This window comes from Sphingomonas tagetis, assembly GCF_024211275.1.
Taxonomy (GTDB): domain Bacteria; phylum Pseudomonadota; class Alphaproteobacteria; order Sphingomonadales; family Sphingomonadaceae; genus Sphingomonas; species Sphingomonas tagetis.
In genome coordinates this window covers 63,315-89,498 of sequence record NZ_JAMLDX010000017.1, presented here as the reverse complement: position 1 = coordinate 89,498, position 26,184 = coordinate 63,315, and the positions used below count along the sequence as shown (strand labels likewise).

Sequence of the window (26,184 nt, the reverse complement as noted above, 5' to 3'; positions counted from 1 at the left end):
GCCCGCTCCCCCACCCGGCCACCCACTTCAGCGTATCCTTGATGGGTGGCCGGGTGGGGGAGCGGGCCGGTGCCGTCACGGTTCAGCCTTGCTGAACACAAACTATGCGGCGGCGCGAAGCTCCAGCCGTTCCCAGATTTCGCTCAACGCCTTGGTCAGGTCGCGCATCATCGCCTCGTCATGCGCCGGCCCCGGCGTGAAGCGCAGCCGTTCGGTGCCGCGCGGCACGGTCGGGTAGTTGATCGGCTGGACGTACACGCCATACTCGGCAAGCAATATGTCGCTGATCCGCTTGGCCTTGACCGGATCGCCGACCATCAGCGGCACGATGTGCGTCACCGACGGCATCACCGGCAGGCCCGCTTCGGCGAACATTGTCTTGAGCTTGGCGGCCGCGGCCTGCTGCCCGTCGCGCTCGCTGCTCGATTGCTTGAGGTGGCGGACCGAGGCCAGCGCGCCGGCCACGAGCACCGGCGACAGGCTGGTGGTGAAGATGAAGCCCGGCGCATAGCTGCGAATCACGTCGATGATCGTCTGGTCGGCGGCGATATAGCCGCCCATCACGCCGAACGCCTTGCCCAGCGTCCCCTCGATCACCGTCAGCCGGTGCGCGGCCTCGTCGCGTTCGGAAATGCCGCCGCCATGGTCGCCATACATGCCGACCGCATGCACCTCGTCGAGATAGGTGAGGGCATTATACTTGTCCGCGAGGTCGCAGATCGCATGGATCGGCGCGACGTCGCCGTCCATCGAATAGACGCTCTCGAACGCGATCAGCTTGGGCACCGAGGGATCGTCGGTGGCGAGCAGTTCCTCGAGATGCGCGACGTCATTGTGCCGCCACACGCGCTTTTCGCAGCCCGAATTGCGGATGCCCGCGATCATCGAGGCGTGGTTGAGTTCGTCGGAGTAGATGATGCAGCCGGGCAGCACCTTGGCCAGCGTCGCCAGCGTCGCCTCGTTCGAGACATAGCCGCTGGTGAACAGCAGCGCGCCTTCCTTGCCGTGCAGGTCGGCAAGCTCGGCCTCGAGATCGACATGGTAATGGGTGTTGCCGCCGATGTTGCGCGTGCCGCCGGAACCCGCGCCGACATCGTGCAGCGCCTCTTCCATCGCCGCGATCACTTTGGGATGCTGGCCCATGGCGAGATAGTCGTTCGAGCACCACACGGTGATCGGCTTCGGCCCGTTATGCCCGGCAAAGCAGCGCGCGTTGGGGAACATGCCCTTGTTGCGCAGGATGTCGATGAACACGCGATAACGGCCTTCGGCGTGCAGCCGGTCGATCGCCTGGGTGAAAACACGCGAATAATCCACCGCGCGCGCAGACATTTCCTCGCTCATGGAGGCGCGCGATAACCGTTTTACGCGGCAATTTCCACTGGCGAACGGTGTAAACCCGTATTGAAAGTGAGTGGAATGTCGTTTCGGCGCGCTTTGCCCTCGATCAGGACGGGCGGCGCGATTTGTGCTATATGGGTTTCACCGCGGGATGGGGACTCCGTGCTTTTCCGCGATCGACGGCCGTAGCGGCGCTCGCTCGCGACCAAGGAGACACCAAGATGTCCGATCACGACCTCGAATATTTCCGACAGCGAGAGCAGGATGAACGCGCTTGCGCCGAGCGGGCGCTGGATCAGACCGCACGCCGGGCGCATCTCGACCTGGCCGAACGCTATGCCGCGCGGCTGCGCCAGAAGTCGCCTGCCGCACCGATGCCCCGGCCGGCCTGACGCCCGCTACAGCGCCTCGATTCGCGCAAGGCCGTGTGCGGCCAGCGCGGGGGCGAGTCGCGAGACGGAATCATCCAGCCGGGTGAACACGGCGATGCCTTCGCCCGGCGAGTCGGGCCAGGCCTGACCGGCGGTGAGATGGGCGATCCGCCGGGCGATGCCGGGGCCGCCATCGACGAACTTGACCGGATGCGGCGCGGCTGCGGCCAGTTCGGCTTCCACCAGCGGAAAATGCGTGCAGGCGTTGACGATGACGTCGATCGACTCGCCGCCGGGCTGGCTGAACAAGCCGTCGAGTACGGTTGTGAAATCGGCGGGGTCGAGCGGCTCGCCGCGCAGCTTGGCTTCGGCCAGCGCGACCAGTTCGGCGCTGCCGTGGCGGATCACTTTGCAGTCGGCGGCAAATTCCGCGGCGAGCTTGTCGACATAGGGCTGGCGCACCGTCGCCTGCGTGCCGAGCACGCCGATCGTGCGGGTCTTGGAGAGCAAGGCGGCGGGCTTGATCGCCGGCACGGTGCCGACGATCGGGATGTCGAGCGCGGCGCGGACATGCGCCAGCGCGATGGTCGAGGCGGTGTTGCACGCGATCACGATCAGCCGCGGGCGATAGCGTTCGGCGAGCCGCCCGAGGAGCGCCGGGACGCGCGCGGCGATCTCGTCCTCGCTGCGCGTGCCATAGGGGAAGCCCGCGCTGTCGGCGGCATAGACCAGCGGCGCCTGCGGCAGCAGCACGCGCGCTGGCGCCAGCACCGACAAGCCGCCCACGCCCGAATCGAAGAAGAGAAGGGGCCGCGCGTCGGCCATCAGCGGTCCCATGATCGAGATTGTTGCGCCCGCTTACCGAAGGACCTAGCTTTCGCCAAGCCAGGGGGAACGAAGCTGACCACCGAGATCGTCTGGATACCGCCGACGCTTGCGCTCGTGCTGGGCTATCTGCTCGGCTCGATCCCGTTCGGCGTGCTGCTCACCCAATGGGCGGGCGCGGGCGACCTGCGTTCGATCGGCTCGGGCAATATCGGCGCGACGAACGTGCTGCGCACCGGGCGCAAGGGGCTCGCGGCGGCGACATTGCTGCTCGATATGGGCAAGGGCGCGGCGGCGGTGCTGATCGCCGAAGCCCTGTGGCCCGGCACCGGTCCGGTCGCGGCGGCCGCGGCGTTCTTCGGCCATTGCTATCCGGTGTGGCTGCGCTTCGAGGGCGGCAAGGGGGTGGCGACGCTGATGGGAATTGCGCTCGCGCTGCACTGGCCGGTCGGGCTGGTCTATGCGGTGGTGTGGCTGGGGCTGCTCGCGGCGGTGCGGGTGTCGTCGGTCGCGGGCATGGCCGCCGCGGTCAGCGCGCCGGTCGCCGCGGCGTTTTTCGACCGGTTCGACCTTGTCCTGCTGCTGCTCGGGCTGGCGCTGGTCGTGCTGTGGAAGCATCGCGCCAATATCGAGCGGCTGTTCGCCGGAACCGAGCCGCGCATCGGCCGTGACAAAGACGCGGTCACTCGCACGGATGGCTGAAGCCGAGGACACGGTTGCCCGGTTACGCCTGATTCGCTCGCCGCGGATCGGTCCTGTCACTTATCGCCAGCTGATCGCCCGCTTCGGCAGCGCCGAAGCGGCACTCGACGCGCTTCCGGCGCTGGCCGGTCGCGGCGGCGGTGCTGCGCCTGCCATCGCCGATGCCGGGTCGGTGCGGCGCGAGATGGCGGCGGCGGCGAAGCTCGGCGCACATTACCTGTTTCTCGGCGACACCCACTATCCGCCGCTGCTCGCCGAGCTGGAGAATGCGCCGGCGGCGATGCTGGTGCGTGGCGATCCGGCGCTGACACGGCGGACCTGCGTCGCGATGGTCGGCGCGCGCAACGCGTCGGCCGCGGCGTGCCGGTTCGCGCGGCAGATCGCGCAGGGGCTGGCGAGCGAGGGCGTCACGGTCGTTTCGGGGCTGGCGCGCGGCATCGACACCGCGGCGCATCTCGGCTCGATCGGCGAGGCGACGGTGGGCGTGATCGCGAGCGGGATCGACATCGCCTTCCCGCCCGAGAATCGCGACTTGCAGGAACGCGTCGCGACCGAAGGCCTGCTGATCGCCGAACAGCCGCCCGGCACCGAGCCGCTCGCGCGGCATTTCCCCTCGCGCAACCGCATCATCGCCGGGCTGGCGCAGGGCACGGTGGTGGTCGAGGCGGCGCCGCGATCAGGATCGCTGATCACCGCGCGAATCGCGGCGGAGGCGGGGCGCGAGGTGATGGCCGTGCCCGGTTCGCCGCTCGATCCGCGTGCGCAGGGCTGCAATTTGCTGATCCGCGAGGGCGCGACGCTGATCCAGAATGTCGAAGATATCCTCGAGGCGATTCGCCCGATCGATGCGCGAGCGGTGCGCGCGCCGGCCACGCCCTATGCCGGGGAGCCGGGCGGTGAACCCGGCATGAGTGAGCGGCGGCGCGTGGAAGGCCTGCTCGGTCCGGTGCCGGTGGCGGTGGACGAACTCATCCGGCAGGCCGAACTGCCTGCGGCGATGGTGCAGCTGGTTCTGCTGGAGCTGGAACTTGGCGGCCGGCTGGAACGGCATGCCGGCGGGCGGGTCAGCCTCGCCTAAGCCGCCCGCAGCCGGATATGCGCGCCGCGCAACGCGATCGGGTAAAGCACGTCATTCTCGGCCTTGATCCGGCCGGCCAGCGCCGCAAGCAGTGTGGCGAGTTCGGCCGCAAGGGTTGGCCGATCCGCTTCGATCGCGCTGGGGGTCCAACGCGCGGCGAATCCTGTCCAGTCGGCGGCGAGCGCGGACCACGCCTCGATCGCGTGACTTGCGGCGATTCGTTCGCCTTCATCGCGACTTTCGAGCAGCAGCGGGTAGATCAGCTGGTCTTCGGTTTCGAGATGCGGCGCAAGCCGGTGGTCGAGCGCCGCGATGGCGGCGGCGATCACTGTCCCCGGCTGCGCGATCCGCACCGCGCGTTCGAGCGCGGCGGCGTGCGTGGCAGCGTCGCGATGCTCGGCCAGCAATTGCTCGAAGGAAATCATGCTGCGCCGTGTCCCCGGGGTGGACCGCATCTAGCGCGGGAAAGTTAAGGGAGGATTGGGGCAGGCTGGCATCCGCGCGCGGTCATCCCATATAGTCGGGCGATGCTGCGCTTCGTCCTGATTCTGGTCGCGCTTGTCGCCTTCGTCGTCGTCGCGGGGACTGTCGCCGCGATCGGCGCCGCCGCCTTTGGCGCGGTGATCGGTGTTCGCCGGCTGCGCCAGCGCTTTTCCGCCGCGCGGTTTCGCCGGATGCGGCAGGCGCCTGCCGCCGATCCGCTCGATGCCGCCTGGGCCTCCGTCGCCGCCGAAGCCGATTGGGCAGCGAGCCGCATTGCTTCGGTGCGGACCAGCTGCGCCCGGCTGATCGCGATTGCCGACGCCGAGCCGCTCGCGGCGGACGCGGTCGATTGGGCGAATGTCGTGCGCCGCCGCGTGCCCGATCTGGTCGCCGCCTGCATGGCCGAGTGCGCCGACGCCACGGCTTCGGAGCGGCGCAGCAACCTCGAAGATCTGGTCGAAAGCCTCGAGAAGATCGGCGCGGAGGCGGACCGCCGGCGCGACCGCTTCCGCGGCAACCGCGTCAGCGCGTTCACCGTCCAGCGCGCTTATGTCGAGCAGCGCACCCGCCCCGATCCGCTGAGCTAGAGTCGTTTTTCAGCTTCGCTGAATCGGCGCCGGCCCGCTCCCCCACCCGGCCACCCACTTCAGTGTATCTTGATGGGTGGCCGGGTGGGGGAGCGGGCCGGCGCCGCTTGACTGAAAAACGACTCTAACGTCCGGTCAAAGCGGCGTCGCGTAGCCCCCGCCATATGCGCAACGCCTGCACGCTCTCGGGCACGTCATGGACGCGCAACAACTGCACGCCCAGGTCTGCGCCCTTGAGCGCCAGTGCGACCGACCCGCCGAGCCGCTGGTCCGCCGGCGCCTCGTTCGATAGCGCGCCGACGATGCGCTTGCGACTCGCGCCGAGCAGCAGCGGGACACCGAGGCCGTGGAACAGCGCGAGGCCGTTGAGCAAGGCGAGATTGTCGGCGAGCGTCTTGCCGAAGCCGATGCCGGGGTCGGCGATGATCCGCGCGCGATCGACGCCCGCCGCCACGACCTGATCAATGCGCGCTTCGAGCCAGTCATAGACCTCGATCAGCGCATCGCCATAGCCGCGTCCGCCATCGGCGCCCTGCTTCGGATCGCCGGCGTGCATCAGCACCACCGGGCATTGCGCGCGGATGACGACGTCGAGCGCACGGTCGTCCCACAACAGCGCCGACACGTCGTTGACGAGATGCGCGCCGGCGGCGAGCGATGCTTCCATCGCGCCGGCCTTGCGCGTGTCGGCAGAGACCAGCGTGCCGCTGCGTGCCAGCCGTTCGATCACCGGGGCGATGCGCGCGATCTCGTCGCCTTCCCACACTTCCTTCGCGCCGGGCCGGGTCGATTCGCCGCCGACATCGATCAGCGCCGCACCTTGCGCGGCCATGTCCACGCCGGCCGCGGCGGCGGCGGCGGGATCGTCGAGATGCCTGCCGCCGTCCGAAAAGCTGTCGGGCGTCATGTTGAGGATGCCCATCACCTGCGGCTGGTCGAAGCGCAGCACGCGTTCGCCGAGCTGAAGCGGCGGGCGCGATGCGGTGATGCGCGCCGCGATCGCCTGCAGCCGCTCGTCGGCGGGGAGGTCGGCGACGGGGATGGTGCGTTGGATGACTCGCTTGCCGCCCTGGACCGCGATCAGCTCATAGGCCGAGAACCACAGCAGCCCGCCGGCCAGCCGCGCCAGTTCGCCATCGCGGCCGATCGGCGAATCGGCGAACTGGACGGGGCGCAGATAGGGGCGGGCGTTGGCCGGGAGGTCGAGCGTCATGCGGCTGCTCTACGCCGGGTACGCCCCGGCGCGGAAGGGGCTATGGCTGCGTCGCGAGCAGATAGGTCTGGCGCAGCGAATCGATCGGCTTGAGTCCCTCGGGCGTGTCATGGTGCCAGAAGGTCCAGCCATTGCACGACGGCGCGCCCTGCAATGTCGCGCCGAGCTTGTGGATCGACCCGGCATTGCCGCACTCGCTGCGCAGATTGCCGTCGACACCGACGATCGCACGCCAGCGGCGCTTGCTGTCCGACAGCACCGCGCCCGGGGTCAGATAGCCATTTTCGAGCAGCGTGCCGAACGCGACGCGCGGCGCCTGACGCGGCGCCTGCATCGTCGTCACCGCCGATTCGTCGAGCGGCAGCGCCGCGGCGATGCGCTCGTGCGCCGCCTCGACATAATTGTCCTCGCGCTCGATGCCGATCCAGTGCCGGCGCAGGCGCTTGGCGACCGCGCCGGTGGTGCCGGTGCCGAAGAAGGGGTCGAGCACGACGTCGCCCGGCTTGGTGCAGGCGAGCATCACGCGGTAGAGCAATGCCTCGGGCTTTTGCGTCGGGTGGACCTTGGTGCCGTTCTTCTTGAGCCGTTCCTGCCCGCCGCAGATCGGGAACTCCCAGTCGCTGCGCATCTGAAGCTCGTCGTTGAGCGTCTTCATGCTGCGATAGTTGAAGGTGTATTTCGCCTTCTCGCCCATCGACGCCCAGATCAAAGTTTCGTGCGCGTTGGTGAAGCGCGTGCCCTTGAAATTGGGCATCGGGTTGGCCTTGCGCCAGATGATGTCGTTGAGAATCCAGAAGCCCAGATCCTGGATCGCCGAGCCGACCTTGAAGATGTTGTGATAGCTGCCGATCACCCAGATCGTGCCGTTCGGCTTGAGGATACGGCGTGCCTCGGCCAGCCACATGCGCGTGAAGGCGTCATAGGCGTTGAGCGAATCGAACTTGTCCCAATCGTCCGTCACCGCGTCGACATGGCTGCCGTCGGGCCGGGCGAGATCGCCGCCGAGCTGGAGGTTGTAGGGCGGATCGGCGAAGATCATGTCGATCGACGCCGCGGGCAGCGCGCGCATCGCCTCGATGCAATCCTGCTGGATGATCGAATCGAGCGGCAGCACGTCGACCCAGCTGCGCGTGCGAACGTCGACCGCCGCCTGCTGCTGCGGACGCGACTTCGCGACCTTATCGATGACCCCCATTAACCACTCCCACCCCGTTGAACGCGCGAAACGCCATGAAAGGACGGACTCCGTCAAGCGAACAATGGTTAACGAAAACTCTTTGGATTCCGTTAACTTGCCGGAACATTTCGCGACTTATCCACATGTTGAGTCTGGAAGTTATCCACAGGCACAAGGGTTGGTAGCTGCGATAAAATGCAAGGAGCCGTGCCCCGCGCATGTCATAAATTTACAACTTTGCGATGTCCGCGCCCATCACGCTCACCGTGTGACCTCGATAATAGCCGGATTTCAGGGCGTCTGCGTGTCAATGTGAATAGAGGCACTCGCAACCAAGCGAGGAACCGATGACCTACCAAGACGAAATCGCCCGGGCGCAGCAGCCGATCGACGCCGAGAACGGCCGCTGGAACGGCATCGACGCCGAATCCGTCGCGCGGATGCGGCTGCAGAACCGCTTCCGCACCGGACTCGACATCGCGAAGTACACCGCGGGCATCATGCGCCGCGACATGGCGGCCTATGACGCCGATCCCGCGGCCTACACCCAGTCGCTCGGCTGCTGGCACGGGTTCATCGGGCAGCAGAAGCTCATCTCGATCAAGAAGCATTTCGGCACGACCAAGGGCAAATACCTCTATCTGTCGGGCTGGATGGTCGCGGCGCTGCGCAGCGATTTCGGGCCGCTGCCCGACCAGTCGATGCACGAGAAGACCAGCGTTCCGGCGCTGATCGAGGAGCTGTATACCTTCCTCAAGCAGGCCGATGCGCGCGAGCTTGGCATGATGTTCCGCGATCTCGATGCGGCGCGCGATGCCGGCAACGAGGTCGAGGCCCAGCGCATCCAGCATGCCATCGACAATTACGAGACGCATGTCGTGCCGATCATCGCCGATATCGATGCGGGCTTCGGCAATGCCGAGGCGACGTACCTGCTCGCCAAGAAGATGATCGAGGCCGGCGCCTGCGCGCTGCAGATCGAGAATCAGGTGTCCGACGAGAAGCAGTGCGGTCATCAGGACGGCAAGGTCACCGTGCCGCACGAAGACTTCCTCGCGAAGGTCCGCGCCTGCCGCTACGCCTTCCTCGAAATGGGCGTCGATGACGGGATCATCGTCACGCGCACCGATTCGCTCGGCGCTGGCCTGACCAAGCAGATCGCGTTCAGCAAGGAAGCCGGCGATATCGGAGACCAGTATAACGCGTTCCTCGATTGCGAGGAGGTCACCGACCTGTCGTCGCTGCGCGGCGACGTGGTGATCGAGCGCGACGGCAAGCTGATGCGGCCCAAGCGGTTGCCGTCGAACCTGTTCCAGTTCCGTGAGGGAACCGGGGCGGACCGCTGCGTGCTCGACTGCATCACCTCGCTCCAGCATGGCGCCGACCTGCTGTGGATCGAGACCGAGAAGCCGCATATCGAGCAGATCGCGTCGATGGTCGATCGCATCCGCGAGGTGATTCCGAACGCGAAGCTGGTCTACAACAACTCGCCGTCGTTCAACTGGACGCTGAACTTCCGCCAGCAGGTGTTCGATGCCTGGGCGCAGGCCGGCAAGGACGTGTCGGGTTATGACCGGGCGAAGCTGATGAGTGTCGATTATGACGGCAGCGAGCTGGCGGCGGAAGCGGACGAGAAGATCCGCACCTTCCAGCGCGATGCGGCGGCGCGGGCCGGCATCTTCCACCACCTGATCACGCTGCCGACCTATCACACCGCGGCGCTCAGCACCGACAACCTCGCCAAGGAATATTTCGGCGACGCGGCGATGCTGGGCTACGTCAAGGGCGTGCAGCGGCAGGAGATTCGCCAGGGCATCGCCTGCGTGAAGCACCAGAATATGTCGGGCAGCGACATCGGCGACGATCACAAGGAATATTTCGCCGGTGAGGCCGCGCTCAAGGCGGGCGGCGCGCACAATACGATGAATCAGTTCGCGGCTTGAGCGAGCTGTTGACGGCTCACGGCTAAAACCGCCGGGGCCGGGACCCGAGAAAGGTTTCCTGGGGAGGAAAGGAGGCCCGTCGCAGCGATCATTCGGCGCTGCGGCGGGCCTTTTCCGTCAGGACGAGGCGACCGGCGCCTCGAACTCGACGGTCACGGCATCGACATTCTGCTTGGCCTCGCCGTGATGGACTGCCTCGATATTGTTGCCGTCGGGGTCGATCAGGAAGGCGGCATAGTAACCGGGGTGATAGGGCCGCTCGCCGGGCGCGCCATTGTCGGTGCCGCCGGCGGCGAGGCCGGCCTTGTACCACGCATCGACCGTGGCGCGGTCCTTCGCCTGGAAGGCGAGGTGGTGGCGGCCGGTCAGCTTGCCTGCCGCGGCCTCGCTGTCGGCGGTCGAAACGAACAACTCGTCCACCCAGAAATAATCCTCGCCTTCGCCGCTCAATGGAATGCCGAGCGCCTCGAACAAGGCGGTGTAGAGGCGGCGGCTGGCGTCGAGATCCGCCACGACCAGCTGGATGTGGTCGATCAGGCGGCCGCGAAAGAGTTTCTGGGTTTCCATTGGGGCTCTCCTTCGCGGGGAGCAACGGCGGGACCGAAATCGAGTTCCGCCTGCGCCACCGGCGCGAAGCTGCGGCGGTGGTGCGGGGTCGGGCCGTAGATGCGCAGCGCTTCCTGGTGCGACTTAGCCGCATAGCCCTTGTTCGAGCGCCAGCCATATTGCGGGTGGAGCGCGTCGAGTTCCTCCATCATGCAGTCGCGGCGGTGCTTGGCGACGATCGAGGCGGCGGCGATCGACAGGCACAGCGCGTCGCCGCCGACCACGGCATGGCTCTGGTGCTCCCAGTCGGGGCAGCGATTGCCGTCGACCAGCACAAAGGCGGGCGGGATGTCGAGCGCGGCGACGGCGCGCGTCATCGCCAGCATCGTCGCCCAGAAGATGTTGAGCCGGTCGATCTCCTCGACGCTGGCGATGCCGACCCCGACGCGCGCGCAGACCAGCAGCTTCGCGCAGAGGTCAGCGCGCTTGAGCGCCGTCAGCGCCTTGGAATCGTCGATCCCGTCGGGAATGCAGCGTGGGTCGAGCACCACCGCGGCGGCGACCACCGGGCCGGCGAGCGGGCCGCGGCCGGCCTCGTCCACACCCGCGACCGGCCCCTTGTGGAGGCGCTTGTAGCGGCGTTCATATTTGAGGTCGGGCATCGTTAGCCCTCTATCTCGTCAAAGGGGACGACGCCAAGCGCGTGGCCGATCGGGCCATGCCCGTTGCCGAGATGCGGTGCGCTGAGGATCGCGATGCGGACGAAGCGGATCGCCTGGGCGAAGGCGTCGGCGATCGGCATCCCGGCTCCGAGGCCCGTGGCGAGCGCACTGGCGAAGGTGCAGCCGGTGCCGTGCGTGTCGTCGGTGTCGAAGCGCTTGCCGATCAGTTCGCCGACCAGCTCGCCATTGGGGGCGAACAGCTTGTCATGCACGTCATGGCCCTCGCCATGCCCGTCCTTCTCGGCGAGATGGCAGCCATGGGCGAGCACCGCCTCGCGCCCGCCCAATGCTTCGAGTTCGTCGAGGTTCGGCGTGGTGACCGATGCAAGCCCCATCAGCCGCTCGAACGCCGCGATCGTTTCGGCATCGGCGAGCAGCGAGCCGCTGGTGGCAATCATCACCGGATCGAACACGATCGGCACGTCGAGCGCCTCGAGCCGGTCGGCGACGGCGTGTGCCGTCGCGGCAGAGCCGATCATGCCGATCTTGACCGCATCGACGCCGATGTCGCTCACCACCGAATCGATCTGCGCCAGCACCATCTCGACCGGAACCGAATGGACGGCGGTGACGCCCAGCGTGTTCTGCGCGGTGATCGCGGTGATCGCGGTCATGGCATGGCCGCCGAGCATGGTGACGGTCTTGATATCGGCCTGAATGCCCGCGCCGCCGCCCGAGTCCGAGCCGGCGATGATGAGGATGCGCGGGATCACGGCAGCGGCGCGCCGAGACGCAGGAGTATGTCGGCCATGCGGTTGAGTGGTGTGTCGATGCCGTGGCGCTCGCCCAGCCGCGCGATCACGCCGTTGCGCGCATCCGCCTCGGTTGCGCGGCCCGCCAGCCGGTCGGCATGGATCGAGTTGACCGAATCCGCCGGGGCTTCGCGATAGCCCTCGATCACACGCTCGGCGAGCGCATCGTCGAGCTTCGCGCCCTCCGCGCGGCCGACCGCGATGCATTCGCGCACGAGCGCCCGCATCAGCGCCGCCGCTTCGGGATCGTGCGCGATGCCACCGGGTTGCAGCGTCAGCGCGCTGACCGCGCCTGCGCAGTTGATCGCCAGCTTCTGCCAGGCGGCGGTCAGCCAGTCGGCGGTCAGGTGGATCTCGATCGGGCTGTTCGCGAACAAGGCGGAGAACGCGTCGCCCGCCGTTCCGGCCGGGACGGTAAGGCTGCCGGTGCGCCGTTGCACGACGTCGCCGGGCGCGCGCCGCTCGGCGGGAATATCGACGATCACCGGGACGATCTGCGCCGGGTCGAGTTGCGGGAAACGCGTGCGATGCTCGACGCCGTTCTGCAGGATGGCGACGCGCGTGCGCTCGTCCGCCAGCCGGCCAAGCCAGCGCGAGACGCCATCGGCGTCGTAGGTCTTGGTCGCCGCGATCACCCAGTCCACGGGTTCCGCTTCGCCCGGCGAAGTCAGCAGGGTCGGCGCGCTTTGCAGCACGCCGACGGGCGTCTCGACGCGCAACCGCTCGAACGCCGTGCGCACGCACAGCACGACGTCGTGCGCGCGATCGGCGATCAGCCATGCCGCGACCGAGGCGCCAACCGCGCCGGTTCCGATCACCGCGATCCGGGTCAATTGTCGTTTCCGCTGAACCGCCGCTGGGTTGCGGCTGGATGCCGCCGGAGCGCATCGCCGACGCGCGCCGGGCGGTCGAGCAATTCGCCGCCGCAATTGGGGCAAAGCTCGTCGAGCGTGTCGGCGCAATCGGCGCAGAAGGTGCATTCGAACGAGCAGATGAACGCGCCGCCCTGATCGGCGGGCAGGTCGGTGCCGCAGCGTTCGCAATCGGGGCGCATCTCGAGCATTATGCAGCCGCCTTGCGCACGGCGTCGCAGATGCGGTCGACCACCGCCTCGACCTGCGCGCTGTCCTCGCCCTCGGCCATCACGCGGATCACCGGTTCGGTGCCCGACGGGCGGATGAGAATGCGGCCGGTGCCGTCGAGTTCGGCCTCGGCCTCGGCGATGACCTGCTTGACCGTGTCGTCGTCGAGCGGCTTGCCGCCGGCGAAGCGGACATTCTTGAGCAATTGCGGCAGCGGGTCGAAGCGGTGGAGCACCTCGCTCGCGGGTGCGCCGGCGCGGACCAGTTCGGCCAGCACCTGCAGCGCCGCGACGAGGCCGTCGCCGGTGGTGGCATAGTCCGACAGGATGATATGACCCGACTGCTCGCCGCCGACATTATAGCCGCTGGCGCGCATCCTCTCGAGCACATGGCGGTCACCCACCGCGGTGCGTTCGAGGCCGAGGCCGAGACCGGCGAGATGGCGTTCGAGACCGAGGTTCGACATCACCGTCGCGACGAGGCCGCCGCCCTGCAGCCGCCCCTGCCGCGCCCAGCCGCCGGCGATCGCTGCCATCAGCTGGTCGCCGTCGACCACCTGGCCGCGCTCGTCGGCGACGATCAGCCGGTCGGCATCGCCGTCGAGCGCGATGCCGATCTGAGCGCCCGAGGCGACGACGGTCTCGCACAGCGTCAGCGGCGCGGTCGAGCCGACCTGGTCGTTGATGTTCTTGCCATTGGGCGTGACGCCGATCGCGATCACCTCGGCGCCCAGCTCCCACAGTGCGGAGGGCGCGACCTGATAGGCGGCGCCATTGGCGCAATCGACCACGATCTTGAGCCCGTCGAGCCGCAGCTCTTCGGGAAAGGTCGATTTGGCGAAGTGGATGTAGCGGCCGCGCGCGTCCTCGATACGCTTGGCGCGGCCGATCTCGGGCGCGGGCGGCAGCTCGATCTCACCGTCGATCAGCGCTTCGATCGCCGCCTCGTCCGCGTCGGACAGCTTGTAGCCGTCCGGGCCGAACAGCTTGATGCCGTTATCGGCATAGGGGTTGTGGCTGGCCGAGATCATGACGCCAAGGTCGGCGCGCATCGATTGCGTGAGCATCGCCACGGCGGGGGTGGGCATCGGGCCGACCAGCACCACGTCCATGCCGACGCTGGTGAAGCCCGCGACCATCGCATTTTCGAGCATATAGCCCGACAGTCGCGTATCCTTGCCGATCACCACGCGATGCTTGTGATCGCCGCGCAGGAAATGCTTGCCGGCCGCCATGCCGACTTTCATCGCCATCGCCGCGGTCATCGGATGCGCGTTGGTCTTGCCGCGAATCCCGTCGGTTCCGAAATATTTCCTTGCCATATCCGTGCGCTTTGCGACCTTCAGAGACCCAGCCGCGCCGTTGATAGCGCGGCGATCTGTCAAGGGCGAGTATGTCGCAGCCAACCCGGATTTTTCTCGCGCTGATTGCAGGCCTGGCGATCGGCATCGCCGCTGCCGCACTGGCGCCGCAGGGGGCGGTGACCGCCGCCGACTGGGTGCAGCCGGTCGGGACGATGTGGCTGCACGCGTTGCAGATGACGATCGTGCCGCTGGTGGTGTCGCTGCTGATCACCGGCATCGCCGCGACGGCCGAGGCGGCGAAGGCGAGCCGGCTGGCGGGGCGGGCGTTCATCTGGTTCATCGTGCTGCTGTGGGTGTCGTCGGCGCTCGGCGGCGCACTGACGCTGGGAATGCTGTCGGCCTTTCCGCTCGGCCCCGATCTGGCCGAATCGCTTCGCGCCGCGCTGGGGAGCGCGCCGCCGACCGGGGAGATGCCGCCTTTCTCCGCCTTTCTGGTCGCGCTGGTGCCGTCGAACCCGATCGCCTCGGCGGTCAACGACGCGTTTCTGCCGATGATCCTGTTCACTACCGTCTTCGCCTTCGCGATCACGCGGCTGCCCAATGACGAGCGCGTGCGGCTGACCGGCTTCTTCCAGGCGATCGGCAATGCCATGCTCGTGGTGATCAACTGGGTGCTGTGGCTGGGGCCGATCGGCGTGGGTGCGCTGGCCTATGTCGTCGGCGCGCGCGCGGGGACGTCGGCGTTCGGCGCCCTGCTGCACTATGTGGTGATCGTGTCGGCGGTGGGCGTGGTGCTGTGGTTGCTGGCGGTGCCGTTCGCATGGAGCTTCGCCAAGGTATCGCCGGGGCGTTTCGTGCGCGCGATCCTGCCGTCGCAGTCGGTCGCGGCGAGCACGCAATCCTCGCTCGCCAGCCTGCCGGCGATGCTCAAGAGCACCGAGACGCTGGGCGTTCCGGTGGCGCGGGCGGGCGTGGTGCTGCCGCTGGCGGTGGCGCTGTTCCGCTGGACCGGGCCGGCGATGAATTTCGCGGTGGCGATCTATGTCGCGCACTGGTTCGGGATCGAACTGAGCTGGGGCCAGATCGCGGCGGGCTGGGCGGCGGCGGCGATTACCACGATGGGCGCGGTGGGACTGCCCGGGACGATCAGCTTCGTGTCCTCGATAGCGCCGATCGCGATCGCGATGGGGGTGCCGATCGCACCGCTGGGACTGCTGGTGGCGGTCGAGACGATCCCCGACATCTTCCGCACCGTCGGCAATGTCGCGATGGACGTCGCCGCGACGCGGGCGATCGCGGGCGAGGGCGGGGAAGAAAGCGAAGCGGACGCGTTGTTGAAAGCGGGCTAGGCTCTCACTTCAGCAGCACGAGTTCCTCGGCCATGCTGGGATGCAGGGCGACGGTCTGGTCGAAATCGGCCTTGGTGAGGCCGGCCTTCACCGCGACGGCGGCGGCTTGCAGGATTTCGGGCGAGTCCGGGCCGATCATGTGCAGGCCGAGCACCTTGCCCGAGGTCGGCTCGCAGATCATCTTGTAGAGCGCGCGCTCGTTGCGGCCGGCGAGCACATTCTTCATCGGGCGGAAGTCGGAGGTATAGACGCTGACCGCGCCGTATTTCTGCTTCGCCTCGCTCTCGGTCATGCCGACGCCGGCGATCGGCGGGTGGCTGAACACCGCGGCGGGGATGCAGGCGTAATCGACGAGGGTGGGCTTGCCGCCGAACTCGCTGTCGGCGAACGCTTGCCCCTCGCGGATCGCCACGGGGGTCAACTGGACGCGGTTGGTGACGTCGCCGACCGCGAAGATGCTGGGCACCGACGAGCGGTTGTCGTCGCCGACCACCACGGCACCCTTGCCGTCGAGCTTCACCCCCGCTTCGGCGAGGCCCAGGCCATCGGTGTTGGGCACGCGGCCGGTGGCGAACAGCACGCAATCGACCTCGATGTCGTCATGGTTGGTCATGCTGACCTTGAGGCTGCCATCGGCTTGGCGTTCGATCCCGCGGAACTCGGCGTGGAAGCGGAAGTCGATGCCCTTGGTCATGCTGATCTGCAGCAGCCGGTCGCGGATCTGCTCGTCATAGCCGCGCAGGATCACGTCCGAGCGATTGATCAGCGTGACCTTGCTGTGAAACTCGTTGAAGATGCCGGCGAATTCGTTGGCGATATAGCCCGCGCCCGCGATCAGCACGCGCTTGGGGAGCGTGTCGAGGTGAAACACCTCGTTCGAAGTGATGCCATGCTCATGCCCCGGGCAATGCGGCACCGACGGGTGCGCGCCGGTGGCGATCAGGATCTTGCCGGCGCTGAGCTTGCGGCCGCTCGCCAGCGTGACCTCGTTGGGGCCGGAGACGGTGGCGCGTTCGAGGATGATCTCGACGCCGTGATTGTCGAGCGTGCTGGTGTACGCCTTGTTGAGCCGGTCAACCTCGGCGAGGACATTGTCGCGCAGCGTCGCCCATTCGAAGTCGCAATCGGGGACGTTCCAGCCAAAGCGGCGCGCGTCCTTCAAGTCCTCGGCGAAATGCGCGCCATAGATCAGCAGCTTTTTGGGCACGCAGCCGCGGATGACGCAGGTGCCGCCGACGCGATACTCCTCCGCCACCGCAACGCGAGCGCCATAGGCCGCCGCCACCCGCGACGCGCGCACCCCGCCCGAACCCGCGCCAATGACGAACAGGTCGTAGTCATAGTCGGTCATCTGGGTTCCTTCAGCCGAATGCGCGGCGGATGAGATCGGTGGTCGAGGGGTCGAAATCCTGTCCGCCGCGGTCGGCGGCCTTGGCCATTTCCTTGCCCAGCTCGACGCCGAACTGGTCGAAGGCATTGATGCCGAGCAGCGCCGCGTTGACGAAGGTGCGGTGCTCGTAAAAGGCGATCAGCGCGCCGAGCGTGCGCGGGTCGAGCTCGTCGAGCAGGATGGTCGAGGACGGGCGGTCGCCGGGATAGGCGCGCGCGCCATCGTCATTGGCGCGGCCGGCCATCAGCGCAGCGCCCTGCGCGAAGGCGTTGATCAGCAGCTGGCGGTGGTGGTCGTCGGCCTGGGTATCGCCCGGCTCGATCACGCCGAGAAACTCGACGGGGACGAGATGCGTGCCCTGGTGGAGCAGCTGGAACACCGCGTGCTGCGCGTCGGTGCCGACCCCTCCCCAGGTGATCGCGGCGCTCGGGCGGCCGAGCGGCTGGCCATCGGCGGTGACCGACTTGCCGTTCGATTCCATCTCGAGCTGCTGGAGATAGGAGGGCAGCAGCCGAAGCCGCTCGTCATAAGCGAAGGCGGCGCGTGTCTGGCATCCGCGCGCCTGCGTGTAATAGAGGTCGGCGAAGGCAGCGAGGACCGGGGCGTTGCTGCGCAGATCGGTCAGGCGGAAATGCCGGTCCATTTCGGCCGCGCCGTCGAGCAGTGCCTCGAACGCGTCCCAGCCGAGCGCGATCGCGGCGGGGAATCCGATCGACGACCACAGCGAATAGCGGCCGCCGACGCTCTCGGCGAAGGGCAGCACGCGCGTCTCGTCGACGCCCCATTCGATCGCCTTGTCGGGCGCCGCGGTGAGCGCGATCACGCGGCCATAAGGGTCCTCGACGCCGTGCTCGCGCATCCAGTCGAGCGCGCTTTCGGCGTTGAGCAGCGTCTCGGTGGTGGTGAAAGTCTTCGACGCGATCGCGATCAGCGTCGCGTGCGGATCGAAGGTAGCGATCGCCTCCTCGAGCGCGCAGCCGTCGACATTGGAGACGATTCCGACATCATAGCGGCCATTCTCGCGGCCGAGCGCGTCGATCAGCAGCTCGGGGCCGAGGGCCGAGCCGCCGATGCCGATGTGCAGGACATGCGCAACCGGGCCGAGCGCCTCGGCCTCGATCGCATCGATCAGGCCGCGCATGCGGGCGTGGAAGGCGGCGGCGCGCGCGACGCTGTCATCCGCGCCCTCGCCGCGCTCGGCGGTATGCTCGACCGCGCGGCCTTCGGAGACGTTGACGACTTCACCCGCGAACAGCGCGTCGCGCTTCGCCGCAAGGCCGGCGGACTTGGCGAGCGCGGCAAAGGCGTCGAGCGCGGTCGCGTCGAGATGCGTCTTGGAAAAGTCGAAATGGATGCCGGCAACATCGGTCGAGAGCGACGCGAGCCGGTTCGAGTCGGCGGCGAACAGGTCCTTGAGCGGCGTGCGCGGCAACGCCTCGATCGCGGTCCAGTCGGGGGTCGGCACGGCGTGTCTCCTCGGTTCCTGGCGCGCATGTAGCGTGCCGTATCGGGCATCGCCAGTGAGCCGGGCGGATTCGGGTGCCTTGACGATGCCACACACCCCGCGCAGAGCAGCGACATGGACGACACCGCCCCCACCGATTCCGCGCCCGACGCGCCCCGAGCCGCCGAACCGGCGCCCGCCCCGGCCAAGCCGCATTCCGAGTGGCGCGACACGCTGACTTTCCTCCTCAAGCTCGCGATCCTCGTCTTCGTGGTGCGCAGCTTCATCTTCGCGCCGTTCAGCATCCCCTCTGGCTCGATGCTGCCGCGGTTGCTGGTCGGCGACTATCTGTTCATCACCAAATGGAACTACGGCTATTCCAAACATTCGCTGCCGTGGAGCTGGCCGCTGATCCCCGGCCGCATCTTCGCCGACGATCCGACGCGCGGCGACGTGGTGGTGTTCAAGGCGCCGCCGACCGACAATCAAGACTGGATCAAGCGCGTCATCGGCCTGCCCGGCGACACCGTGCAGATGCGCACCGGGCAGTTGATCCTCAACGGCAAGCCGATTCCCAAGGAGCGGATCGCCGATTTCGTGATGCCGATCTCGCCCAACAGCAGCTGTCGTCCTGAGTTCGTCGAGGCGACCGCGGGCAGCGAGGGCGTGTGCCGCATCCCGCGCTTCCGCGAGACGCTGCCGAGCGGCAAGCGCTACGAGGTGCTCGATCAGGGGCAGACGATCGCCGACGATACCGAAGTCTTCACCGTGCCCGCCGGCCATGTCTTCCTGATGGGCGATAACCGCGACGATTCGACCGACAGCCGCTTCACGCATGAGGTGGGCGGCATCCGTTTCGTGCCGATGCAGAATCTGCAGGGCAAGGCGGTGGTCAGCTTCTGGTCGACCGACGGCAGCGCGAGCTGGGCGCTGCCCTGGACGTGGTTCACCGCGGCGCGCTGGAACCGGATCGGGGACGGCTTTTGACCGAGTCGCTGGCCGGCTGGCTGGCCGGGCTGATCGGCCGGGCGCCGGATGACCTGTCGGGGTTCGAGCGCGCGCTGACGCATGGCAGCCATGGCGCGGACAATTACGAGCGGCTCGAATTTCTGGGCGACCGCGTGCTGGGGCTGACGCTGGCCGACTGGCTGTACGAACGCTTTCCCGGCGAGCCGGAGGGCAAGCTCTCGCGCCGGTTCAATTCGCTGGTGACCGGCGTGGTGTGCGCCGAGGTGGCGCGCGAGATCGGCGTGCCGGCGCATTTGAAGCTGGGCAAGCAGGCGCGTGACGACGGCGCGGCGAGCAGCGACAATGTGCTGGGCGACGTCATGGAGGCGCTGATCGGCGCGCTGTTCCTCGAACGCGGCTTCGCCGAGGCGCAGGCGTGGGTGCGGCGGCTGTGGGACAGCCGCATCGACGAGCAGGGATCGGCGCCCAAACACCCCAAATCGGCGTTGCAGGAATGGGCCGCGGCCAACAACCGCCGCCCGCCCGACTATGAGCTGGTCGACCGCTCCGGGCCGGGTCATGCGCCGCGCTTCAAGGTGCGTGCGGTGATCGGCAAGCTGGCGGCCGCCGAGGGCGAGGGCAGCTCGAAGCAGGAAGCCGAGACCGCAGCCGCGGCGGCATTGCTGGAGCAGCTCAAATGAGCGGGACGCAACATTGCGGGCTGGTCGCGGTGGTCGGGGCACCGAACGCGGGCAAGTCGACGCTGGTCAACGCGCTGGTCGGGCAGAAGGTCGCGATCGTCAGCCCCAAGGCGCAGACGACGCGGACGCGGCTGATGGGGATTGCGATCGAAGGCGATGCGCAGCTGCTGCTGGTCGATACGCCGGGCATCTTCGATCCTGCGCGGCGGCTCGACCGGGCGATGGTCGCGGCGGCGTGGGAGGGGGCGAAGGATGCCGACCTGATCGCGCTGGTGGTCGATGGCAAGGGCGGCGTCGGGCCGAAGGTGCGCGCGCTGGCCGAGAGCCTCAAGACGCGGCGCGAGCGCAAGCTGTTGATCCTCAACAAGGTCGATATCGCCGACAAGCCGCGGCTGCTCGGCCACGCCGCGACGCTCAACGAGCTCGGCGCGTTCGATGACACCTATTTCGTGTCGGCGACCACTGGCGACGGCGTGGCGGAATTGAAGGCGGCGCTGGCGGCGAAACTGCCCGAGGGGCCGTGGCACTTTCCCGAGGATCAGGTGTCCGACGCGACCGACCGGATGCTGGCGGCGGAGATCACGCGCGAGCAGCTCTATCTGCAACTCCATGCCGAGCTGCCCTATGCCAGCGCGGTCGAGACCGAGCAGTATAAGGAGCGCGAAGACGGGTCGGTCGAGATCCACCAGCAGATTCTGGTCGGCCGCGAGACGCAGCGCGCGATCGTGCTCGGCAAGGGCGGCAGCCGCATCAAGGAGATCGGGGCGCGGTCGCGGGCCGAACTGGCCAAGCTGATGGGGGTCAAGGTGCACCTCTATCTCCACGTCAAGGTGCGGCCCGGCTGGGAGGACGATCGCGGGCTGTACCGCGACATCGGGCTGGACTGGGTGGAGTGACCGCACGCCTCACCGCCGCGATCGTGCAGGATGCGCCGGTGCCGCTGGCGATCGGGCCGGGGATCGAGCGGGCGGTGAGGGGAATAGCCGATGCGGTCGATGCCGGGGCGCAGATGATCGCGTTCGGCGAGACGTTTCTGGGTGGCTATCCGGTATGGCTCGATGCGGCGCCCGACGCGGCGCTGTGGGACCATCGCGGCACGCAGGAGCTGCATGCGATCCTGATGGACCAGGCGGTGCGCGGCGTGGACGATCCGCGGCTGGCGCCGATCCAGGAGCTGGTGGACCGCGCTGGCGTGCTGGTGTCGATCGGCGGGCATGAGCGGCTGCGGCAGAGCCTGTTCAACACGCAATTCCTGTTTCGCCCGGGCCAGCGGCCGCTGATCCACCGCAAGCTGGTGCCGACGATGGGCGAGCGGCTGATCTGGCGGCAGGGCGATGGATCGACGCTGGGCGTGCATCGGGCCGAATGGGGCGCGGTCGGGCAGCTGATCTGCTGGGAGCATTGGATGCCGCTGGCGCGGGCGGCAATGCACCATGAAGGCGAGGCGGTGCATGTCGCGGCGTGGCCGTCGGTGCGGGACATGTATCTGGTCGCGTCGCGGCATTATGCGTTCGAGGGGCGGTGCTTCGTGCTGGCGGCCGCCGCGATCCAGACGCGGGACGATCTGCTCGACGGGCTGGCGCAGGCCGGGGGTGGCGGCGAAGCGAGGAACCTGCTGCTCGGCATGCCCGAGGGTGAGCAGCAGTTCGGCGGGAGCGCGATCATCGGGCCGGATGGCGGGGTGATCGCGCAGGCCGGGGCGGGCCGCGAGATTTTGACCGCGGCGCTCGACCTGTCGGCGATCGGGCGGGGGCTGACGAGCCTCGACACCGATGGCCATTATGCCCGGCCTGACGTGTTCGAACTGCGCATCGACCGGCGGGCGCGGGAGAGCGTCGTCGATACGGACGGTTAGTCGAGCCGCCACCGCCCCCGCTGCCTGTGCCGTCCGGCATGGCTTTCGATCAGCAGGAATTCCTCGACGCGCCAGCTGACCGGATCGATGCCGAACGACGCGGACAACCGCGCCTTGTAGCTGAGCGTGACATGCGGGCGCAGCGTATAGTCCGGTAGCCGACAGCCCGCATGCCGCAGATGCGTGACCAGTCGCCGGTGGAAGGCGATGAGGCCGTGGATCGTCTCGCTGGCGTTGAGTACGGCGTGCTCGATCCGGTCGAACACGACGCGAAACGGCGCCGCGCGGAAATCGGACAGGTGATCGCGCACGCGCCCGGGGTCGATGTCGCCCAATGGCAGCAGCGTGCCGTGCAGCTTGTCACTAGTGTAGCTGCGGTCGATACCGTGAAGGCCGCGAAGACCGTCGATATGGTCGGCGACGGGCAGTGGCGGCTTGATCAGCAGCAGGTATTTCGGGCGCGGGCGCATGGCTCAACTCTTTTCGATTCGGCTCGCCTGCCTAGCATATATTCCCGTTTTGTTCTTCAACAATCATCCAGCCCGCCGCGACCGCAGCCAGCTTCCCACCGCCCACCATGCCAGCGCCCACAATGCGCCGAAGCTCCAGCCGGCGAGGACGTCGCTCGGCCAGTGGACGCCGAGATAGACCCGGCTCGCGCCGATCGCGGCGACCAGCAGCACGGTGGCGGTGAACAGGAACCAGCGGGCGCGCTTCGCCTCGACGATCTGCATCAGGACCAGCGTGATGGTGAGGTAGACGATCGCGCTGTTGGCGGCGTGGCCGCTGGGGAAGCTGGCCGAGCCGACCTCGACCAGATGGTCGACCAGCGCCGGACGCTGGCGGCCGACCAGCGATTTGGCGAGGCTGACGCCGATCGATCCGGTGGTGGTGCCGGCGAACACCAGCGCCGCGGTGAGCAGATGGCGGTTGACGAGCAGGAAACCGATGGTGAGCGCCGCGACGAGCGTCAGGATCGTCTCGCCGCCGAGCGCGGTCAGGTCGATCATCGCCTGGCGCAGCCACACCGGTCCCTCCGGCATCGCCAGATTGCCGGGTTCGCGCAGCGCCAGCATGATCGCCCGGTCAAAGGCGAATTGATGGCCGCGGGCGATCGTCGCGCCTAGCACGGTGACGAGCGCGACCGCCCCGGCAAGGGCAGCGAGCGCGATGAACGCCCAGGGCGGGTGGCGGATGTCGGGCGCGCTCTGGTCGGGCGTCACCGGCTCGTGCAGCGCGGCCTGCACGCTGAGCGGGGCGTCGGGATCGCTCAAGGCGCTACCGTCTTTTGGGCCGAGAAGAACATCAGATACACCAAACGCCCGTCGTCCGTTCCGGTGCCGAAGCCCGCGGCGCTGTTGTGGAACATCCACGGGCTGAACAGGATCAGCCGGTTGAAACGCATCGGGGCGGTGAAGCTTTTTTCCCAGCGGGCGGGCTGGCGCGTATCCCTGTTCACCACATCCTCGACCAGCGCATTGATGTCGGCATAGCCGGTGGCGGCGATCGCGTCGGCGGTGCGCGGGACGCTGTCGAGCCCGGTGCGGCGGTGGCGGTAGAAATCGGTGCCGCCGCGGCAATGTTCTGGCGGGGTGAGATAGAGGATGCCCGAATAGAAGGCCGGGTCGATATGCACGCCGCTCTGCCCACGGTCGCCCTTGAGCGTGAGGCGGCAATGGCCGTGCAGCGTGCCGGGCGCGCCGGTGAGGGGCAGGCCGGCGAGGCGCGAGACATAATCGTCGAGACCGGGGATCGGCAGCGCGCGGGCGGAGACGGTGCCGGGATAGTTGGCGCCGCTATCCTTGGCATCGGCGTCATAGCCGAGCGCGAGCGCCTGCCGCCGCAGCTCGTGCGGGTTGGCGACGAAATCGTCGATCATGACGAAGCTGGGGGGCATCGGCGACGGGTCTGGCAAAGCGGGCGGGCGCGGGCAAGGGGCGCGCGGTTGACGAAGTTGACAGTTCTGGCGGGGTTTCGGGGCGAAGCGACCGCGAGACGACTGGATATGAGCACGACGCGACCGCTTCGCGACACCGGCGCGACACCCACGCGACTGGGGCGCGACACCGGCGCGACGGCGAGGCGACGTCCGGCGAGCGCGAGGCGACCGGATCGCGTCACCGCGGCGACGCCGAAGCGACAGGTGCTGGACGGGGAGCGGCCGTCGCTTCGGGCGCGAGCGTATCGGCGAACGGATCGGCCAGACGGCGGGCGTGGAGCGTCAGCGCGTGATCCCAGGCGCGGTCGAACGGTGTGCCGGCAAGGCGCTTGCGCAGGCCGTGCGCGCTGGAGCGCGACATGCCGGCGGCAAGCGCGGCGCGGGCGACGCTGCCGGTTTCGAGCAGGGCGGCGAGGAAGATGCGCTGGCGGGACGGCGTCCAGATCGCGCGGGCGGGCGGGGTGGCTGGCTGTTCCATCCGGCAGGGTGGAGCAGAAACGGCGCGTGTAGGAAAATGGTTTTCAGGCGGCGGGCGCGGACCCGGATGCGGCGCGCAGTGGCCAGCGGCCGTGTTCGACATGGGTGGTCTTGCCGACCATGCTTTCCATCAGGATGATCTCGTCGACGCTCCAGCCGATCGGCGCGATCTTCTGCGCGTTCAGCCGGTCGCCGCGATAGTTGATCGTGACATGCGGTTCGGGCGTGGTGCCTTCGGTGAAGGGCGCCTTGTAAAGGACGAGGTGGTTCATGAGCTGGCGCTGAAAAGCGCGAGCTTCGCCGAGCGGGTCGCGGGTGCGCAGGGTGACGGCCTTGCGGTTCTCGATCCGGTCGAAATGGAGCGGGAAGGCGGGGCCGTCGAAGCTGTCGAGCGCGGCGATGACCTGGCCGAGCCAGTCGGGCGGGGCGTGGTGGAGATCGAACAGCGAAACGAGCGTGACGTGGAGCAGGTGCGGGCCGCGCGAGGGATCGTTGCGGGGGAGCGCGGTGATCGCTTGCTGGATGGCCGGAGGGGGCTTGGCCATGATGTAGAGGGGGCTGCGGGCGCGCATGGGGTGAGGTGTAGCTGCTGCGGTGAAGATGAAAGCTGAAGCCGCAACCCGCGGACATTCGTCCGCGGGTCACTTTCGATCACTTCCCCTTAGTCATCCGCATTTGCTCACGAAGAATGTGCAGTTCGACCGTCTGATGCATGTTAGTCCAATGGCCGCGGTTTTTTCCAAGCATGTCCGGCTTATGACCAAAGTCCTTCGTCGCCTGCTTCGTTTGTTTAGCCAGTTCTGGGGCAACGTTCTTCCAAAGTTCGAGAACCTTAGGAAATCCACCGATCCATTCAGCTTGGCCTGATGACGCATTAATGCGGACGGCGTTACGGAAGGCGCCGTAGATGGGGTAGAGCGCGCCCTTCGTCAGGCGATATTGGCAGGGCTCAAGCCCTGCGAAAGGAAAATCAAAAGCCTTTGACTTACCTTTGGCTTCCTCAACGATGTCCAGCTTGCCTGCTGCTCCGAGACCAGCTTCATTGTAAATGTCGCGAAACTGTCGACGGATTATGTCATATAATGCCATCGCTTGCTTCAAGATCGGCCGAAGTTTGTAATATCGAGATTGCGACTGATCAGTCGCATTTGCATCGAAATCTTCGGAATATTTCTTAGTAGGTATGGACCACTTTTCATACGCGGAAACCGGATGAGTTCCGCTGTCGTTTGGAAAATCCACAACGTTCATCGCTTCCATCATGCAGATTAGATCGCGAACGTCGTAGTCACCCCTGTCGCTTTCGCTCCAAGCGATGCGCTTGAAGTATGGTTCACCTTTAAGTTCTTCTTTAATCCACTCGAATTTACCATCCAAGTTTGCTATGCTATGGTCTTTAACTTGGATACCTGTGTTCAATCCACGCGAGATATCGGTGATTAATTTATCAGGAACCCCAGTTCGCACTTGGATTTCAACAAAGCTATCGTCAGGTAGAGAAGGATCGCCCTGCGCGTCGCAGATAAGTTTATAGGTGTGGCCACCGTCTACGATGCCTTGGCCATCGCGGATACTAAGTTCGTACAACTCGTCGTCGATGCGGCGAACACTTTCCGCTAGACATACGATGCCCTTGTTCATCAGATCAAATGAGCCGACCACCGCGTCGCGCCCCATCAAGCTTTCATGCACCTCACGATACACACGGCGATTTAGACCCTCCGGGTCTCGCGCGTTAGCATCGGTGCGGATACCGTCTGGAACCTCGCGCGCTTGGACGAGGAAGTAGTGCTTTTCGATCTGCGGAAACACAGGGTGCTTAATGCGGCGGGCCTCTGCCACGCGCAGCTTATGCGTCGTAACGCTCATTGGTCTTCTCCATGCCGTGTCGCTAGGCGACCGTTAAATCCGTGCAGACTGGGCTGCCGGAAATGCGGTCATATCATCAACCCAACG

Annotated in this window: 29 protein-coding genes; 10 read left to right on the top strand and 19 right to left on the bottom strand. The window is 67.2% G+C overall.

Annotated elements, in window-relative coordinates:
• Nucleotides 1-102: 102 nt before the first annotated feature.
• The gene (gene hemA, locus M9978_RS18335; RefSeq protein WP_302054092.1) at nucleotides 103-1,344 is read right to left on the bottom strand and encodes a 5-aminolevulinate synthase; all 1,242 of its coding nucleotides are present in this window, start codon (nucleotides 1,342-1,344) and stop codon (nucleotides 103-105) included.
• A 218-nt stretch (nucleotides 1,345-1,562) separates the two neighbouring features.
• Here hemA and M9978_RS18330 point away from each other — a divergent pair, with 218 nt between their 5' ends.
• Nucleotides 1,563-1,733 (top strand): hypothetical protein, encoded by a 171-nt coding sequence (locus M9978_RS18330; RefSeq protein ID WP_254295768.1) that lies wholly within the window; start codon nucleotides 1,563-1,565, stop codon nucleotides 1,731-1,733.
• Between the two features lie 6 nt (nucleotides 1,734-1,739).
• Here the strand turns inward: M9978_RS18330 and murI are convergent, their stop codons facing one another.
• Entirely contained in the window at nucleotides 1,740-2,537 is a 798-nt protein-coding gene (gene murI, locus M9978_RS18325) for a glutamate racemase (RefSeq protein WP_254295767.1), read from the bottom strand.
• A 75-nt stretch (nucleotides 2,538-2,612) separates the two neighbouring features.
• Between murI and plsY the strand changes: the two genes are divergently transcribed.
• Both plsY and dprA read left to right on the top strand, forming a co-directional pair.
• Complete coding sequence (gene plsY, locus M9978_RS18320; RefSeq protein ID WP_254295780.1) at nucleotides 2,613-3,239, top strand: glycerol-3-phosphate 1-O-acyltransferase PlsY; 627 nt, start codon at nucleotides 2,613-2,615, stop codon at nucleotides 3,237-3,239.
• A complete protein-coding gene (gene dprA / locus M9978_RS18315) occupies nucleotides 3,232-4,317 on the top strand; it encodes a DNA-processing protein DprA (RefSeq protein ID WP_254295766.1) in 1,086 nt (361 codons plus the stop codon). The genes plsY and dprA overlap by 8 nt, the downstream gene beginning before the upstream one ends.
• Here the strand turns inward: dprA and M9978_RS18310 are convergent.
• The gene (locus M9978_RS18310; RefSeq protein WP_254295765.1) at nucleotides 4,314-4,742 is read right to left on the bottom strand and encodes a hemerythrin domain-containing protein; all 429 of its coding nucleotides are present in this window, start codon (nucleotides 4,740-4,742) and stop codon (nucleotides 4,314-4,316) included. The two genes, dprA and M9978_RS18310, sit on opposite strands and share 4 nt — an antisense overlap.
• Before the next feature lie 102 nt (nucleotides 4,743-4,844).
• Between M9978_RS18310 and M9978_RS18305 the strand changes: the two genes are divergently transcribed.
• Nucleotides 4,845-5,387 carry a hypothetical protein gene (locus M9978_RS18305; protein ID WP_254295764.1) on the top strand — a complete coding sequence of 181 codons (543 nt, stop codon included), beginning with the start codon at nucleotides 4,845-4,847 and terminating at the stop codon, nucleotides 5,385-5,387.
• A 124-nt stretch (nucleotides 5,388-5,511) separates the two neighbouring features.
• On the opposite strand, the gene folP is transcribed toward M9978_RS18305, so the two are convergent.
• Together folP and M9978_RS18295 are read right to left on the bottom strand one after the other, a co-directional pair.
• On the bottom strand, nucleotides 5,512-6,600 hold the full coding sequence (gene folP, locus M9978_RS18300; RefSeq protein ID WP_254295763.1) for a dihydropteroate synthase: 1,089 nt from the start codon (nucleotides 6,598-6,600) through the stop codon (nucleotides 5,512-5,514).
• Nucleotides 6,601-6,640: 40 nt separating this feature from the next.
• On the bottom strand, nucleotides 6,641-7,795 hold the full coding sequence (locus M9978_RS18295) for a site-specific DNA-methyltransferase (protein ID WP_302054091.1): 1,155 nt from the start codon (nucleotides 7,793-7,795) through the stop codon (nucleotides 6,641-6,643).
• Between the two features lie 329 nt (nucleotides 7,796-8,124).
• Between M9978_RS18295 and M9978_RS18290 the strand changes: the two genes are divergently transcribed.
• Nucleotides 8,125-9,720 carry an isocitrate lyase gene (locus M9978_RS18290; RefSeq protein ID WP_254295762.1) on the top strand — a complete coding sequence of 532 codons (1,596 nt, stop codon included), beginning with the start codon at nucleotides 8,125-8,127 and terminating at the stop codon, nucleotides 9,718-9,720.
• A gap of 117 nt (nucleotides 9,721-9,837) precedes the next feature.
• Here the strand turns inward: M9978_RS18290 and M9978_RS18285 are convergent, their stop codons facing one another.
• The 6 genes from M9978_RS18285 to glmM are packed head-to-tail and all read right to left on the bottom strand — an operon-like array spanning nucleotide 9,838 to nucleotide 14,143.
• Nucleotides 9,838-10,287: a VOC family protein gene (locus M9978_RS18285; RefSeq protein WP_254295761.1), complete on the bottom strand. Its 450-nt coding sequence runs from the start codon at nucleotides 10,285-10,287 to the stop codon at nucleotides 9,838-9,840.
• On the bottom strand, nucleotides 10,254-10,928 hold the full coding sequence (rnhB, locus tag M9978_RS18280; protein WP_254295759.1) for a ribonuclease HII: 675 nt from the start codon (nucleotides 10,926-10,928) through the stop codon (nucleotides 10,254-10,256). The genes M9978_RS18285 and rnhB overlap by 34 nt, the downstream gene beginning before the upstream one ends.
• A 2-nt stretch (nucleotides 10,929-10,930) precedes the next feature.
• Complete coding sequence (gene thiD, locus M9978_RS18275) at nucleotides 10,931-11,701, bottom strand: bifunctional hydroxymethylpyrimidine kinase/phosphomethylpyrimidine kinase (protein ID WP_254295757.1); 771 nt, start codon at nucleotides 11,699-11,701, stop codon at nucleotides 10,931-10,933.
• Nucleotides 11,698-12,573, bottom strand: a complete 876-nt coding sequence (locus tag M9978_RS18270) for a 2-dehydropantoate 2-reductase (protein ID WP_254295755.1) — start codon at nucleotides 12,571-12,573, stop codon at nucleotides 11,698-11,700. The genes thiD and M9978_RS18270 overlap by 4 nt, the downstream gene beginning before the upstream one ends.
• On the bottom strand, nucleotides 12,570-12,803 hold the full coding sequence (locus tag M9978_RS18265; protein ID WP_254295753.1) for a DUF1272 domain-containing protein: 234 nt from the start codon (nucleotides 12,801-12,803) through the stop codon (nucleotides 12,570-12,572). The genes M9978_RS18270 and M9978_RS18265 overlap by 4 nt, the downstream gene beginning before the upstream one ends.
• Nucleotides 12,803-14,143: a phosphoglucosamine mutase gene (gene glmM / locus M9978_RS18260; RefSeq protein WP_254295751.1), complete on the bottom strand. Its 1,341-nt coding sequence runs from the start codon at nucleotides 14,141-14,143 to the stop codon at nucleotides 12,803-12,805. The genes M9978_RS18265 and glmM overlap by 1 nt, the downstream gene beginning before the upstream one ends.
• 71 nt (nucleotides 14,144-14,214) lie before the next feature.
• On the opposite strand from glmM, the gene M9978_RS18255 reads away from it, so the two are divergent.
• Complete coding sequence (locus M9978_RS18255; protein WP_254295749.1) at nucleotides 14,215-15,474, top strand: dicarboxylate/amino acid:cation symporter; 1,260 nt, start codon at nucleotides 14,215-14,217, stop codon at nucleotides 15,472-15,474.
• A 4-nt stretch (nucleotides 15,475-15,478) separates the two neighbouring features.
• On the opposite strand, the gene gorA is transcribed toward M9978_RS18255, so the two are convergent.
• Together gorA and pgi are read right to left on the bottom strand one after the other, a co-directional pair.
• Nucleotides 15,479-16,825 carry a glutathione-disulfide reductase gene (gorA, locus tag M9978_RS18250; RefSeq protein ID WP_254295747.1) on the bottom strand — a complete coding sequence of 449 codons (1,347 nt, stop codon included), beginning with the start codon at nucleotides 16,823-16,825 and terminating at the stop codon, nucleotides 15,479-15,481.
• 10 nt (nucleotides 16,826-16,835) lie between these two features.
• The gene (gene pgi, locus M9978_RS18245; RefSeq protein ID WP_254295744.1) at nucleotides 16,836-18,329 is read right to left on the bottom strand and encodes a glucose-6-phosphate isomerase; all 1,494 of its coding nucleotides are present in this window, start codon (nucleotides 18,327-18,329) and stop codon (nucleotides 16,836-16,838) included.
• 114 nt (nucleotides 18,330-18,443) lie between these two features.
• Between pgi and lepB the strand changes: the two genes are divergently transcribed.
• The 4 genes from lepB to M9978_RS18225 are packed head-to-tail and all read left to right on the top strand — an operon-like array spanning nucleotide 18,444 to nucleotide 21,812.
• Nucleotides 18,444-19,295, top strand: coding sequence for a signal peptidase I (lepB, locus tag M9978_RS18240; protein ID WP_254295741.1), 852 nt, complete (start codon nucleotides 18,444-18,446; stop codon nucleotides 19,293-19,295).
• Nucleotides 19,292-19,957, top strand: coding sequence for a ribonuclease III (gene rnc, locus M9978_RS18235; RefSeq protein WP_254295738.1), 666 nt, complete (start codon nucleotides 19,292-19,294; stop codon nucleotides 19,955-19,957). The genes lepB and rnc overlap by 4 nt, the downstream gene beginning before the upstream one ends.
• A complete protein-coding gene (gene era / locus M9978_RS18230) occupies nucleotides 19,954-20,853 on the top strand; it encodes a GTPase Era (RefSeq protein ID WP_254295734.1) in 900 nt (299 codons plus the stop codon). Before rnc ends, era begins: the two co-directional genes overlap by 4 nt.
• Nucleotides 20,850-21,812, top strand: coding sequence for a carbon-nitrogen hydrolase family protein (locus M9978_RS18225; RefSeq protein WP_254295731.1), 963 nt, complete (start codon nucleotides 20,850-20,852; stop codon nucleotides 21,810-21,812). Before era ends, M9978_RS18225 begins: the two co-directional genes overlap by 4 nt.
• Here M9978_RS18225 and M9978_RS18220 read toward each other — a convergent pair.
• The 6 genes from M9978_RS18220 to M9978_RS18195 all read right to left on the bottom strand — a co-directional run bounded on the left by M9978_RS18220 (nucleotide 21,809) and on the right by M9978_RS18195 (nucleotide 26,097).
• Nucleotides 21,809-22,282: a 2'-5' RNA ligase family protein gene (locus M9978_RS18220; protein WP_254295728.1), complete on the bottom strand. Its 474-nt coding sequence runs from the start codon at nucleotides 22,280-22,282 to the stop codon at nucleotides 21,809-21,811. The two genes, M9978_RS18225 and M9978_RS18220, sit on opposite strands and share 4 nt — an antisense overlap.
• Before the next feature lie 63 nt (nucleotides 22,283-22,345).
• On the bottom strand, nucleotides 22,346-23,086 hold the full coding sequence (locus M9978_RS18215) for a phosphatase PAP2 family protein (RefSeq protein ID WP_254295726.1): 741 nt from the start codon (nucleotides 23,084-23,086) through the stop codon (nucleotides 22,346-22,348).
• Entirely contained in the window at nucleotides 23,083-23,709 is a 627-nt protein-coding gene (locus M9978_RS18210; RefSeq protein WP_254295724.1) for a DUF6445 family protein, read from the bottom strand. The genes M9978_RS18215 and M9978_RS18210 overlap by 4 nt, the downstream gene beginning before the upstream one ends.
• A gap of 220 nt (nucleotides 23,710-23,929) precedes the next feature.
• On the bottom strand, nucleotides 23,930-24,229 hold the full coding sequence (locus M9978_RS18205; RefSeq protein ID WP_254295721.1) for a LysR family transcriptional regulator: 300 nt from the start codon (nucleotides 24,227-24,229) through the stop codon (nucleotides 23,930-23,932).
• A gap of 43 nt (nucleotides 24,230-24,272) precedes the next feature.
• On the bottom strand, nucleotides 24,273-24,773 hold the full coding sequence (locus M9978_RS18200; RefSeq protein WP_254295719.1) for a 2'-5' RNA ligase family protein: 501 nt from the start codon (nucleotides 24,771-24,773) through the stop codon (nucleotides 24,273-24,275).
• Nucleotides 24,774-24,879: 106 nt separating this feature from the next.
• Nucleotides 24,880-26,097: an AIPR family protein gene (locus M9978_RS18195; RefSeq protein WP_254295717.1), complete on the bottom strand. Its 1,218-nt coding sequence runs from the start codon at nucleotides 26,095-26,097 to the stop codon at nucleotides 24,880-24,882.
• Between the last annotated feature and the right edge of the window lie 87 nt (nucleotides 26,098-26,184).